The organism is Proteus sp. fly-1008 (genome assembly GCF_040140305.1).
Taxonomy (GTDB): domain Bacteria; phylum Pseudomonadota; class Gammaproteobacteria; order Enterobacterales; family Enterobacteriaceae; genus Proteus; species Proteus vulgaris_B.
This window is the reverse complement of record NZ_JBEEWH010000001.1, coordinates 740,216-754,062: the sequence shown is the minus strand read 5'-3', so window position 1 is coordinate 754,062 and position 13,847 is coordinate 740,216. Positions and strand designations below refer to the sequence as shown.

Here is a 13,847-nt window from a genome sequence, read left to right as displayed (position 1 = left end):
CTCAATTTTATTAGGGGTTATACAAAAATATTACTATGTCCTATCAATGTCCATTATGTCACCAGGCACTTTCTCTTCGGGCTCACAGTTGGGTATGTGAAAATAATCATCAGTTTGATTGTGCGAAAGAAGGGTATGTAAATTTACTACCAGTGCAATTTAAACGCTCGAAAGAGCCGGGTGATAGCGCTGAAATGATAAATGCTCGCCGTGAGTTTTTAGATGCAGGTTTTTATCAGCCAATGAGAGATAAAGTGGCTGATTTACTACAAACATTGTTGCCTATAGATAATAGTGTTGTATTGGATATTGGTTGTGGCGAAGGCTATTACACCCACCAGTTTTATCAAAATTTAAAATTACATAATCCACAAGTGTATGGCTTAGATGTTTCTAAAGTTGCGATTAAATATGCAGCTAAACGTTATTCATCTATCCATTTTTGTGTGGCTTCAAGCCAGCGTTTGCCATTTTGTGATGCTTCTTTAAATGCGGTTATTCGTATTTATGCACCTTGTAATAGTGATGAATTAGCCAGAGTTATTGTAAATAATGGATATATTATTACAGTCACTCCTGCACCTCGCCATTTATACCAGCTAAAAGCACTGATTTATTCAGAAGTACATCTTCATCCATTAAAAGAAGAACAATTTGATGGTTTTAATAAAGTGGCTGAACATCAAGTTGCTTATATGATGAATTTAAACGGTAAGCAGGCATTTGATTTATTACAAATGACGCCGTTTGCATGGCGAGCAAGTGAAGAAGTGAAACAGTCATTATCTGAAAGTGAACGTTTTGAATGTGAAACGGATTTTTTAATTCGTGTTTATCAACGTCGTGCTTAATAACGAAAAACAATAAATAATTTATGATGTAAATAAAAAAGCTTAGGCGTGATATCAAACCTAAGCTTTTTATTGTGTTCTGTTAAATTGGTGATTATTTAGCGTACATAAATAATTCAAGATGTTCGAATACAATATTAAAGCCGATAGCAATTAATACGATCCCACCAATAATTTCTGCTTTTTTCCCAAGCACTGGGCCAATATAGCGCCCAATTAGCATACCTAATGTTGCCATGATCATCGTCATCATGCCAATGGTCATCGCAGTATGAACAATATTTACTTGAAGGAATGCTAAACCAACACCAATTGCCATTGCATCAAGGCTTGTTGCTATGCCTGTTGCAATTAATGAGAGTGAGCCATGGCGTTGTGGTGCGTCGTCTTCGCAAGGACATTCATCACTACGTTTTAGGCTTTGATAAATCATACGGCTACCAAGAATAAATAATAGCCCGAAAGCCACCCAGTGATCCCATTGAATAATATATTGGCTAGTATATAAACCTAATGCCCAACCGATAACGGGTGTGCTGGCTTCAATAATACCAAATATAAATCCAGTACGGAGTGCTTCACGAAAACGAGGTTTATGTAATGTGGCACCTTTACAGACTGCAACAGCAAATGCGTCCATAGAAAGAGCAAGGGCGAGGATGATAGTAGCGTAGAAACTCATAATAAAGCCTCGGTTGGGGTATTTCCATATACACACAATTGACCCCCAACCAAAGAAGTACAATTATGTGTCTATGGTCTTGCCAACCGTATTACGGCATCTGCACCACGCTAAATAAAAATAAGCGAGTATGTTGACACAGATTTCTTAAAATAATTAAGTCTTATTTTAAGACAGGCTACTCCCCAATGACTTGATGCAGAAGATAACATATTATTTCTGAAAGGCAACATATTATTTATTATATTTCAAAGATGATATTGATAATAATTATCATTATTAACTTTGGCGATTTTAAATATATTAGAAACGTTTTTTAAATGTTAAAAAAATGATAAGTTTCAATGTGATAAATTATTAACCATGTAATAAACAATAGATTATAATTATATTTATAATAAAAAAATATTTTTTTTAATTGAGAGTAATACACCTAAAGATAATAAGCTTAATTTCTTCAAATATTAAATGAATATTAAATAAGCCTATATTTAATGAGTCTATATTTAATGTTTATTTTCTGTTTTTAATAATCAGATAAAAATAAAAAATAGATTTTTTTAAAAAAAGTGTTTTTTAATTTAATTTATTAATTTTATTTTTTTCTTTAATTATCTATAGGTTAAGTGATTATTAAAAATAAAATTTATAGTAATAAAAAAGCCATTCAAAATGAATGGCTTTTTAACTAAAATAAGGTTAATTAGTCACATTGTACTTTTATTGCTAAACCGCCGCGTGATGTTTCGCGATATTTAGCATTCATGTCTTTACCTGTTTCATACATAGTTTCAATGACTTTATCGAGAGAAACTCGTGGTTCGCTGGTACGACGAATGGCCATACGTGCCGCATTAACTGCTTTTACTGAAGCAATGGCATTACGTTCGATGCATGGAACCTGTACTTGTCCTGCAACTGGGTCGCACGTTAAACCGAGGTTATGCTCCATACCGATTTCAGCAGCAATGCAGACTTGCTCTGGGCTTCCACCTAATAATTCAGCAAGACCCGCAGCTGCCATTGAACAAGCTACGCCGACTTCGCCTTGGCAACCCACTTCAGCACCAGAGATTGAGGCATTCATTTTGTAAAGAATACCAATTGCCCCTGATGCTAAGAAATAACGTAAGTAGGTTTCTGGTGTCACAGGTTCGATACAACGATCGTAGTAAGCCAATACTGCTGGCACGATACCACATGCGCCATTAGTTGGTGCAGTTACAACACGTCCACCTGCTGCGTTTTCTTCATTTACGGCCAGTGCAAACATGTTAATGAGATCAACGACTTTCATTGGATCGTTTGATAAGCTGTTGCTTGATGTTAATAAACGATTTAATGCAGCCGCACGGCGAGGTACACGTAATGGGCCTGGCAATACACCTTCTGTATTTAAACCGTGTTCAATACATTCTTGCATTGTTTTATAAACATCAGCGAAATAGGCATTGATTTCAGCTTGGGTGTGCAGATCTAGCTCGTTTTTCATCATTAAGCTAGAAATGGATAAACCCGTTTCTTTACAGTGCTTTAATAACTCTTCTGCACTAGCATAAGGGTATGAAACAGGTTTGCTATTAAGTGTTGATTTGCCAAAATTTTCTTCATCAACAATAAAACCACCACCAATAGAGTAGTAAGTTTTTCTATATATTTCTTTGTCACCAGCAAAAGCATGAATAGTCATACCATTCTCATGTAATGAGAGATTGTCATTACTGAAATGCATGCTTTCTGCTGGGAAATCGACAACTTTTAAACCGTTCGCTAATGAAAGTTTGCCTGTTTCTTCAACTTCACGAATAAAACCGGGGATGCTGTCAATATCGACAGTAGCTGGTGCGTTACCTGCTAAGCCCATAATGATAGCGATATCAGTATGGTGACCTTTACCTGTCAAAGACAAGGAGCCGTAAACATCAACAGCTACACGAGTGACAGACGCAATCAATTCCTGGTTGACTAAATCATCGACAAATTCTTTACCCGCTTTCATTGGCCCTACAGTGTGAGAGCTAGATGGTCCGATGCCCACTTTAAACATGTCGAAAACGCTAATCACGTCAGACTCCTTAATAATAAGAGAGAGGGTTAAAAAAGAATAAAATATAGTTATTTATAGTAAAGGGATCGTTTTTACGATTATATCGTCCCGTTAATGATGTAGTTTACAACATTTTTTTAAAATAGCTAAGTAGAGTTGTGAAGGCGATGATAAAAAGCACAAGCTGAACAGAAAATAACGCTTTAAGTGATATGTAAAGCAAGTTTATGTAAAATAGCTGCCGTTAATCCCCAGACAAGATGTCCATTATAAGGGTAAAAATAGATCCGATGATTTTCGCCTGAACGACGAAAATCGAGTGGCTGATAATGTTGTGCATTGAGCACGTGACTTAATGGCATTTCAAAGATAGACGCAACTTCAGCTGGGTTTTGGCGTAAAGATAAACCTGCTGGGATTACACCCACGATGGGAGTAACCAAATATCCACTTGAACTTTGCAATGGAGGTAATTGCCCAATCACTGAAACAGCATTGGGGGGAATAGCAACTTCTTCGTGAGCTTCTCTGAGTGCGGTTTCAATAAGGTTATTATCTTCAGGATCACGTTTTCCACCAGGTAAAGCGACTTGACCTGCATGAGAGCGTAATGTTGATGCGCGTTCTGTTAATAATATGGTTGGATTAGGTTTATTGATAATCGGCAGCAATACAGCTGCCGTTTTTTGAGCATGAAGTGGCTGATTTACCCTATCATTAGGTAATGTGAGTTGAAAACGATTGATAAAAGTATCAATGGGTGTCATCGACAGTAGACTCATTTAAAACAGTTAATATTTGCCCAAGTTTATCGAATGTTTCTTGGTACTCTTTTTCAGCAACACTATCAGCGACAATACCGCCACCCGCCCAACAGTAAATCTTATTTTTTTCTGTCAATAAAGTACGGATGCTGATATTGGTATCCATTGTGCCACAAAAACTAATGTAGCCAATGGCACCGCAATATCCATGACGGCGGTGTGGCTCTAATTCTTCAATGATTTCCATTGCCCTGATCTTAGGTGCGCCAGTGATCGAACCGCCGGGAAACGCAGCTCTTAATAAATCGGTTGCTGTTAGATGTGAGGGAAGTTGTGCTGTAATAGTACTGACTAAATGGTGTACCGCTGGAAAACGTTCAACAACAAACAGTTCTGGTACTTTAACGGAACCTGTAACGGCAACTTTTCCTATATCGTTACGCATAAGATCAACAATCATTAAATTTTCTGCGCGATCTTTACGTGAGTTTTGGAGCAGTAAAGCTTGTTCATCATCTTCTTCGGGGGTTGCTTTGCGAGGCAGAGTTCCTTTTATTGGGCGTGTTTCTATTTTACTATCAGCTAAATGAATAAAACGCTCTGGTGAAACACTTAACACAAAATTATTGGGCAAACACATAAAAGACGAAAAAGGTGCTTTATTTGCTTGATTTAATGTTAAAAATGCATTCCATTCACTACCAACATAGCTTGCGCAAAAACGTTGAGCCAAATTAACTTGATAGCAATCACCAGAAAGTAAATATTGATGAATTTTAGCAATTTTTTCGTTGTATTCAGCATTGCTAATGTTCGATTGCCAGTCTGTGGTTAATGCAAATGGAGTATCAATCAATGTGGATATTTGGTTTTCTAGCCATTGCAATCGCTCATCAATATTGTCATAACTAATTAAAGTGGCTTTTTTTAATTTATGATCAACAATTAAAGCCCAATCATAAATTCCAATAGCCATATCTGCAAAATTGAGTTCATTTTTAGCGTTTTCAGGTAGTTTTTCAATGCGACGACCTAAGTCATAACTCCAAATACCTAAAGCCCCACCTAAAAACGGCAATGAGTCATTGTATTCTGGATGAAAATTAAACTGTTCTAGTTCTTGTTGGATCAATGTAAATGGATCTTTTTTAGAGCGTCTGATTGCACCATTTTTTTCTTTAATCGTTGTGGTTTGCTTGCGAGTTTCTAAAGTTACAAGAGGATCAGAGACAATAATATCAAAACGGTTATGAGGATGTTCGGCAAAGCCAGAATGAAGTAAACTAGACCAAGGCAATGAAGCGATGGGAGAGAATATCCGTAGTGCTAGATCTGGAGTATAAATGAGCTCACGTTGTTGTAATTGCATATCCATCTTATGACCATGTAAACAAAGTATGTTGTATCATTCGCACAATGAATTGTAATCAAAAAGATTATATTCATGTAAATACAAAATAGAAGTTGATAAAGATAAGAGTAACATTATGTTTCTAGGAATGCCTACATTAACACATGAAGAACAACAAAAAGCAGTAGAAAAAATTCAATCTCTTATGGCTGAGGGAATGAGCAGTGGAGAGGCTATTCAGTTGGTTGCTCAGGAATTAAGAGAAAAGCACACAACGCGTGAATCGGTTTCTATCATATTTGATGACGAGAATGAATAAAACATTTTTTTAACAAATGTCACAAATATGTTGTTAACCCTATGCTATGCTTAATGGAAACACATCCTGTTTTAAGGGATATTTTCGGGAGGTTATATGAAATTAAGCAAGTTAGCAGGTCAAACAGGGATACTTGGTGTCGCTCTTTTACTTGTTGTTTCTTTTGGAGCATCTGCGGAAAGTGTCGATAATGTTAATAAAGATGTTGTACGTTCTGCGCCTTTTGCAAGTTGCGTTAATTTAGACAACAACCAACTTGTTGCTAGAGTGAAGAATGATTATCTACAGAATCGTCTTCCTCGTTGGCAAGAAGATAAAAAGGCACTGGGTCCGAAACCTGTAGCAAGTATCAATGCTAATGAAGTTATCAAGATGGATAATAACTATCAGATGGTATTGAATGTTCGTGGGGCGAGAACAGACCTTCGTTACAACGTTCAAGTTAATTGCGATGAAAATACCATCACTTATGTTTCACCTAAATAATGAATAAGTGGTGTTTTTCGTTGTTAACTGATTGAAAAAAAGAGATAAACTTAAGTTTATCTCTTTTTTTGTCATTAAATTTTATCAAAAAAGTGCTATTATTTTTTCGCTTGAGGCTCATAAGGTAAACGAGAATAGTGTTGGCTTCTTGCTCGATAAAACATTAGTCTTTCTTGAAAAAAAGCATGGAGCGCTTGAGGTTGCTCTCGTAAAACTGCGTCAGCAACAACGGGCATATTATATCGCTCTTTAAAGGCAACTCCTGAAGCTGCTAAGCTTACGTTTATTTTGTCTTTTTCTTCTTGTGTTAATTCTGAAAGGTTATAACCCATCATCTTCCTCCCTATAACAATATGAATAAAGTAAAAGAGCATGCTTATTAATGCAAGTAAATAAAGATATTAGTCATTATATAATGATAAAAAACATACGCATTATTTAGAATATTTTTTAATCAGCACCATTAAATATAACAATAAAATATAAATATTTACTAATTGTTATACTACTTTATGGGTAATTCTAATAATGAAAATGATAAAAATTACATTTATACACATAATTAAATTGATTTTAAAATAGACTAAAAAATAATTTACCTCTACAAAGAGTAAATAAATCTAATCTTTAATTTGATTTAGATCAATGAAAAAAACAGAGAAGTTTGCATCAAAAATAGATAAATATTGTTAATTTATTGGGTAGGGGGGATCTATGTGTTTGTTTTATATTACTTGATAAAAGTGGGGGGTAACATATTGAAATATTGATGTAAAAAAATGCCCTGTTGGGGAAACAGGGCGAAAAATAATACAACACCAGGGAAAAACATAGTATAAATAAAATTAACTAAATGGTTAATAGGTAAACTTACGTGATTCTTCATTTTTTTATTAATATGAAATAAATATTTAATACTCTTTAATTAGTATTCAAAAAAAAGGAGTGCTATTAATGAATAGTAAGTGAATAAAAAAGAGAAAGGATGCCAATCAATGGCATTCGTAAAAATGAGAAATAAAAAGATATATTTAAATTTAAATATTTAGATAGGTTTATAAGAGAAATTATAAAGTATACGTTTTGTTTTACTATAATACCTTATTAATATTAAAGCACTTTATTGATTTTATAATATAAAATGTTTATTGTTAATGATTATAAAAATCTTATTTCTTAAATGTTAATTATCAGAATGGCTAATCCAAGCTTCAAGATATTACTTTAACGAATCGTTTTTATTTTTCATTTTTAAATTTATTTTAGATATAAGTAAAGTTATTTGCTGATGTTTTTTTAAGCTATATGTTTTTTTTCTAAAATGACTGATTAACTTAATTATTAAAGTGTTAATTTTTCTTTTTTGAGTTAATGAAATTAAGAAATATTTATTTATCTTAATGATATGTATGTTTTTTTTATTTTTTAATATTGTTCGTTTTAGTTAATGAGATAATTAAATTTAAATACTAACATGTAAAAAAATAAACAAAAAATATACATATCGTATAATCTTGTGTTACATTTAATTCGCTTTTTACACAGCAACTTTTGATATTACATAAAGACATACTCGGATCATTAATTGATTCAATCATACGGTGTTTATTCGTTTTTATTTCAATAGCGATGTAAGGATAAGTTATATACGTTATTATACAGGGGGATTAATTTGACTGGGCTAATAAACTTTGCAAATAACATTTTATGGGGATATGTCCTTATCTACTTACTTCTAGGAGTCGGTATTTATTTTACTATCCGTACTGGGTTTATACAAATCCGACATTTTAGTCATATGTTCTCTATTTTAAAAAATAGCCATAAGTCAGATAAATCAGGGATCTCTTCCTTTCAGGCGTTATGTACAAGCTTAGCTGCGCGAGTAGGAACCGGAAATTTAACCGGTGTCGCTATTGCATTAACGGCAGGCGGGCCTGGTGCTATTTTTTGGATGTGGGTTGTTGCTCTAATCGGTATGGCAACATCTTTAATTGAAAGTACATTAGCACAACTTTATAAGACAAAAGACGATGAGGGTAATTATCGTGGGGGACCTGCTTATTATATGACGAAGGGATTGAAAATGCGCTGGATGGGCGTTCTCTTCGCTATTTTCCTCATCATTGCTTTCGGTTTAGTTTTTAATGCGGTTCAAGCTAATTCAATTGCGCAAGCAACAGCATCAGCCTTTAATTTTGATCCATTTTATGTTGGCATCTTTTTAGTGGTAACTAGCGGATTTATTATTTTTGGTGGTCTACGTTGGGTTGCTCGTGTTGCAGAGTTAGTCGTTCCTATTATGGCAACTGCTTATTTATTATTAGCCTTCTGGGTTGTTGCTGATCATATTGAACGCTTACCTGATGTTTTCCTTTTAATCTTTAAAAGTGCTTTTGGTTTACAAGAAGCTGCCGCTGGTGCGATAGGTTACGGTATTAGCCAAGCAATGACTCAAGGTATTCAACGGGGTTTATTCTCTAACGAAGCAGGAATGGGATCAGCTCCTAATGCCGCCGCTTCTGCAACACCTTATCCGCCACACCCTGCATCTCAAGGTTATATTCAAATGCTTGGCGTATTTATGGATACGTTGGTTATCTGTAGCGCAACAGCAGTGATTATTTTGTCATCAGGAGTACTCGATAGTTATCCTGAAGGCATTAATGGCATTCAATTGACACAATTAGCGCTGTCATCAAGTGTTGGTGGTTGGGGAAGTACCTTTATTGCTATTGCTATTTTCTTCTTTGCTTTTACCTCGATTATTGCCAATTATGCTTATGCAGAAAGTAATATGATTTTCCTTGGGCGTAATCATACAACAGGGTTATTCCTTTTACGTTCAGCTGTATTAGCAATGGTGATGTTTGGTGCTTTGGCAGATATGCCTCTTGTTTGGAAAATGGCTGATCTCTCGATGGGATTAATGGCAATGACAAATTTAATTGCCATCATATTGCTTTCAGGTGTTGCATTAAAATTAGTCAAAGATTACAACGAACAACGACAAGCCGGTTTATTGCCAACTTTTGATATACGCCAATATCCAGAGTTACAAGCGGATATTGAAGATGGCATATGGGAAAATAATATCATTCCTGATGAGCCTTTAGTTCGGTGTGAAAAAGTCAGCAATAACTGAAAAATATAAAAAAAGAGTCAAAACGGAAAACCCATATTTTTTAATATGGGTTTTTTGATTACAATTTAACTTTGGGAATAATCAATCAAGGATCAGAAATGAGGTCTAGTCGGTATTATATAGGATTACTTATTGTAGTAGGTCTCTTAAGTAGTTGTGCTCAACAACCTGAATTTATTGATAGAGGCAATTATATTGCTAAAGTTATCCCTAATAAGCAGGATGCTAAGGACTGTGTTAAATATCTAGTCATGCATTATACCGCGCTAGATGATGAGCGTTCATTGAAGGTTCTCACTGCTGGGCGAGTCAGTAGCCATTATCTTATTCCCACACATCCTTCAACTATTGATGGAAAACCTGTGGTTATTTCATTAGTAGATGAAAAACAAATTGCTTGGCATGCAGGTGTTAGTCAATGGGGAGAAGCGACAAGCTTAAATCATTGTTCTATTGGTATTGAGATAGTTAACCTGGGCTACCGTGATAATGGAAAATTTAGGTATTGGTATTCTTATACAGCAGATCAAATTGTGACTATTTCAAGTGTGATGAAAGATATTATTGAACGCTATGATATTGAGCCTCAAAATGTTTTGGGTCACAGTGATATTGCACCTTTAAGAAAAGTTGATCCGGGTCCTTTATTTCCTTGGGAACGATTAGCAAACCAAGGAATAGGTGCTTGGCCTAATAAACAGTTAGTACAAACTTATTTAGCAGGTAGAGATCCTTCTGAGCCCGTTGATGTTGCAAACTTCCAAAAGCTATTACAGCAATATGGTTATCAAACACCCACAAATGGCGTATTAGATAACAATGCACAAAAAGTCGTGAAGGCTTTCCAAATGCATTTTAGATCAGCAAAGGCCAATGGGATCCCTGATGCTCAATCAGAAGCTATTTTAATGGCTTTGATTGAGAAATACCGAACTTAAAATTTCCGTTGATGGGATGAATAGATAGCAAAAATATAGGTAATCAAAAAGAAAAAAGCGTCTCCAATATAAAAGTTGGAAGACGCTTTTTTTGTGAACTCACAATCAGTGTTACAAATTACGAGCTATAGACTAATTATTTCGCTGTATTTTCTACTGAAAGATTTTTTTCTTTAAGATTTAAGCTAACGAACAGTGAAATCACGAATGCGATCGCACCGGGTAATACCCAACCTAAACCATAATCAGAAAGTGGGATATAGCTAAATAATTGCAGTAAATCAGCATTTAACCATTTCAATTGTTTCAACGTATCGAAAAGACTCATTAATACGATGATGGCAATAGTAAAGCGATAGGTAAAGCGTGGTGATTTTAATTTATTACGAATAAATTGTAGTAATACTAATGTGACTGATGTTGGATAAATCATCAATAACGCAGGAATGGTTACGCGTAATAAAGTATCAAGGCCAAACGTTGATACGATTGTGGTCATTAATGTAAAGACAACAACCCAGAAGCGATAGCCTAAGCGGTGATGGAATGTCGCAAAATAGTCAGCTGCAGCACTTGTTACACCCACGAGTGTGGTCATACTTGCTAATAAAACAATTCCTCCCATTAGCCAAGTACCGACAGAGCCAAATAAGGCATCAACATAACGAGAGAATATTTGACCACCATTTGTGGCATTGAGTGCAGGATCTGCAAAAACAGAAACAGAGTGGCTAGTAGCTCCTAAATAGAAAAGGCATAGATAAAGTGCAGCTAACAGTAAAACTGAAATGAGTCCTGCTTTTACGGTAATAAAACCAATTTGGCGTGGTTCAGTAATTCCTTTGGTATACAAAGCACGCGCAACGATACCACCGAATGCCATAGCAGAAAGGACATCCATGGTTTGGTAACCATCTATAAAGCCAGAGAAGAAACCATTAACAGCATAAAGACCTGTTGGTTCTCCAATAGGAGAAATAGGTTTAGCCACAACGGCAATGCCGACAACAACCAGCAAGACTAACAGTGCTGGAGTCATAAATTTACCAATAGCGCTGATCATCGTGCCTTGTTTTAGCATGAAAAACATGCTTGTAATATTGAAAACAAGCGCGAAAGTCAGGTGTGTTGCGGTATTTTTCTCAATAAGACCTAACGGCAGGAAGCCCATTTCATAGGCGGTGTTAGTCACACGAGGCATCGCGAAAGTAGAGCCTACGATAAGATATAGTGCAACCCAGAAAATGACAGCAACCCATGAAGGTAAATCAACAGAAAGACGCTCACCACGTCCTCGAATTGCGACAATGACTAAGGTAAGAAAAGGAAGTAAGACACCCGTAACAAGAAAACCTAAGGATGTGCTAAACCAAAGGCTACCCGATTGAAAACCCGCCATTGGGGGGAAAATAATATTACCAGCGCCGAGGAAGAGTGCGAAAACCATCATTCCAAGAACGAGCATGTCTTTTGTAGAAAGCATAACTAAAACTACCTGTCTGTGAAGAAAATATATTAATGATTTATATTTGTTATTCTACTCTGAGCCTATTTAATAGCTGAATATGTTGTAAAAATGCAGTTTGAATAACGAAAAGTGAATTGATAGTAACAAATTCTGAAGGATATGTAAGAAGAAAGGCAGATTTAACGCTCATTTAACAGTAATTATAGAATAATAAAAGGCTATGTTTTTGGTCAAAAAGCAGTGTGATCCTCTGCTAAGGATCACAAATGCTATATAATTTTGTAGACATTCACGATAAAACACAAAAAAGATCGTGTTTAAATAAATTTATTGATAGCGACTGCAACACCGTGCTCTTCATTAGAAAGTGTGACGAATTTGGCGACTTTTTTCACTTCATCAGGGGCATTTCCCATTGCAACACCTAAAGCTGCATATTTCAGCATTGCTAAATCATTACCTTGATCACCGATACACATAATTTTTTCTGGAGTAATTTTTAAATGTTCAGCGACTTTTTGAACCGCACTTCCTTTATTGACATTGGTATTTAGTACTTCAATAAAATAAGGGGCACTACGTAATATGCTGTATTGTTCGTAAATATTGGCAGGTAAATATTGGATGGCGTTATCTAAAACGGCCGGAGCATCAACAATCATAAATTTACTAAAATACATATCAGATTGCATTTCATTAAGTGGACGGTAGTAAAGAGGTGTCCAAGATAAGAAGGCTTCTTGGCAAGTGAAATGGCTAATATGACGATTAGTTGTATAAATTTTATTATCACTAATGACGTGAAAATGAACGCCTATCTCACGAGAGAGATTTTCAAAATAGAGGTAGTCTTCAAAATTGAGTAAATCTTGAATAATGACTTCACCATTATCTGCTTGATGAATTTGGCTTCCATTATTACTAATACAGTAACAATCAGAAGTATCAAGACCGAGTATCTTTAAATAAGGGGAGATGCCATTAAAAGAGCGCCCCGAAGCTAGCACAATCTTAACACCAGCTTCTTTTGCTCGTTGAACCGCATTTTGTACTTCGGGCGTGATTTCGTGTTGTTTGTTGAGTAAGGTTCCATCTAAATCAATAGCGATAAGCTTAATACTCATTAGCATCCCCATATTAAATAAAAGCAATCATGATAAAGGAAGGGCGAAGCGGTCTATCATCACATAGTTAGAGTATTATTTATGTGACATTAAAGGCTATCTGTATAATGTCACATAAATAGAAGGGTTAATCACAACAAGGTGATTGTAAATGTAAGGGTTGTTTGGTTTCTAATACGATCTCTTGATTTTGCCGAAAGTCGAAAGGCGTAATGCCATACTCTTTACGGAACATATAAGTAAAGTGAGACTGCGAACCAAAGCCAAAATCGAGGGCGATATCAAAGATAGAACGTTCACTTGTACGTAATAAATGGATAGCGCCAGCCAATCTACGTTGACGAATATACTTTCCTAAAGAGGTGCCTGTGACTTCTTTAAAGATTTTCTGCATGTGCCAAAGAGAATACCCAGAATAAGCCGCCAACTCTTCAAGATGGATAACACGGCCTAAATGCTCCTCAATCCATTTACTTAGCGCGCAAACCAATGCGAGATGATTATCTTGTGGCATTACAGTTCCATTCTATCAATGAAGTTAAGGTAAAAATCAAAATTAACTCCCTAATCTTATACAAAAAGTGGCAGACAGAGAAATCCATATTAATGGATAGCTATTTCTTATCGTTGGCAAAATGTGTAATAAAAATAAAAAGTGTTCATTTCGCCGAC

Annotated in this window: 13 protein-coding genes and 1 riboswitch; of the genes, 5 read left to right on the top strand and 8 right to left on the bottom strand. The window is 35.4% G+C overall.

Features of this window, described 5'->3' with window-relative positions; genetic code table 11:
- The first annotated feature begins 35 nt into the window (after positions 1 to 35).
- Positions 36 to 851, top strand: coding sequence for a 23S rRNA (guanine(745)-N(1))-methyltransferase (gene rlmA, locus ABN256_RS03485; RefSeq protein WP_196554041.1), 816 nt, complete (start codon positions 36 to 38; stop codon positions 849 to 851).
- A 94-nt stretch (positions 852 to 945) separates the two neighbouring features.
- Here rlmA and mntP read toward each other — a convergent pair whose 3' ends face one another.
- The 4 genes from mntP to pabB form a co-directional block, all read right to left on the bottom strand.
- Complete coding sequence (gene mntP, locus ABN256_RS03480; RefSeq protein WP_196554042.1) at positions 946 to 1,533, bottom strand: manganese efflux pump MntP; 588 nt, start codon at positions 1,531 to 1,533, stop codon at positions 946 to 948.
- A 59-nt stretch (positions 1,534 to 1,592) separates the two neighbouring features.
- A riboswitch (yybP-ykoY riboswitch) is annotated at positions 1,593 to 1,732 on the bottom strand.
- Positions 1,733 to 2,236: 504 nt separating this feature from the next.
- Positions 2,237 to 3,598, bottom strand: a complete 1,362-nt coding sequence (locus tag ABN256_RS03475) for an L-serine ammonia-lyase (protein WP_072068482.1) — start codon at positions 3,596 to 3,598, stop codon at positions 2,237 to 2,239.
- A 185-nt stretch (positions 3,599 to 3,783) separates the two neighbouring features.
- Positions 3,784 to 4,347 carry a CoA pyrophosphatase gene (locus tag ABN256_RS03470; protein ID WP_115349968.1) on the bottom strand — a complete coding sequence of 188 codons (564 nt, stop codon included), beginning with the start codon at positions 4,345 to 4,347 and terminating at the stop codon, positions 3,784 to 3,786.
- Complete coding sequence (gene pabB / locus ABN256_RS03465; protein ID WP_349439127.1) at positions 4,334 to 5,719, bottom strand: aminodeoxychorismate synthase component 1; 1,386 nt, start codon at positions 5,717 to 5,719, stop codon at positions 4,334 to 4,336. The genes ABN256_RS03470 and pabB overlap by 14 nt, the downstream gene beginning before the upstream one ends.
- Positions 5,720 to 5,831: 112 nt before the next feature.
- Here pabB and ABN256_RS03460 point away from each other — a divergent pair, with 112 nt between their 5' ends.
- Together ABN256_RS03460 and yebF are read left to right on the top strand one after the other, a co-directional pair.
- A complete protein-coding gene (locus ABN256_RS03460) occupies positions 5,832 to 6,014 on the top strand; it encodes a YoaH family protein (RefSeq protein ID WP_072068479.1) in 183 nt (60 codons plus the stop codon).
- 96 nt (positions 6,015 to 6,110) lie between these two features.
- Positions 6,111 to 6,500: a protein YebF gene (yebF, locus tag ABN256_RS03455; RefSeq protein WP_197269067.1), complete on the top strand. Its 390-nt coding sequence runs from the start codon at positions 6,111 to 6,113 to the stop codon at positions 6,498 to 6,500.
- A 98-nt stretch (positions 6,501 to 6,598) separates the two neighbouring features.
- On the opposite strand, the gene ABN256_RS03450 is transcribed toward yebF, so the two are convergent.
- On the bottom strand, positions 6,599 to 6,832 hold the full coding sequence (locus ABN256_RS03450; RefSeq protein ID WP_072068477.1) for a DNA polymerase III subunit theta: 234 nt from the start codon (positions 6,830 to 6,832) through the stop codon (positions 6,599 to 6,601).
- A 1,340-nt stretch (positions 6,833 to 8,172) separates the two neighbouring features.
- Between ABN256_RS03450 and ABN256_RS03445 the strand changes: the two genes are divergently transcribed.
- Entirely contained in the window at positions 8,173 to 9,645 is a 1,473-nt protein-coding gene (locus ABN256_RS03445) for an alanine/glycine:cation symporter family protein (protein WP_196554045.1), read from the top strand.
- Positions 9,646 to 9,743: 98 nt separating this feature from the next.
- Entirely contained in the window at positions 9,744 to 10,583 is an 840-nt protein-coding gene (locus tag ABN256_RS03440; protein WP_196554046.1) for an N-acetylmuramoyl-L-alanine amidase, read from the top strand.
- Positions 10,584 to 10,719: 136 nt separating this feature from the next.
- On the opposite strand, the gene brnQ is transcribed toward ABN256_RS03440, so the two are convergent.
- From brnQ to ABN256_RS03425, 3 genes are all read right to left on the bottom strand, one after another.
- Positions 10,720 to 12,066, bottom strand: a complete 1,347-nt coding sequence (gene brnQ, locus ABN256_RS03435; RefSeq protein ID WP_197269068.1) for a branched-chain amino acid transport system II carrier protein — start codon at positions 12,064 to 12,066, stop codon at positions 10,720 to 10,722.
- Positions 12,067 to 12,368: 302 nt separating this feature from the next.
- Positions 12,369 to 13,175, bottom strand: coding sequence for a sugar-phosphatase (gene yidA, locus ABN256_RS03430; RefSeq protein ID WP_196554048.1), 807 nt, complete (start codon positions 13,173 to 13,175; stop codon positions 12,369 to 12,371).
- A gap of 127 nt (positions 13,176 to 13,302) precedes the next feature.
- Positions 13,303 to 13,689: a helix-turn-helix domain-containing protein gene (locus tag ABN256_RS03425; protein ID WP_006533085.1), complete on the bottom strand. Its 387-nt coding sequence runs from the start codon at positions 13,687 to 13,689 to the stop codon at positions 13,303 to 13,305.
- Positions 13,690 to 13,847 lie beyond the last annotated feature (158 nt).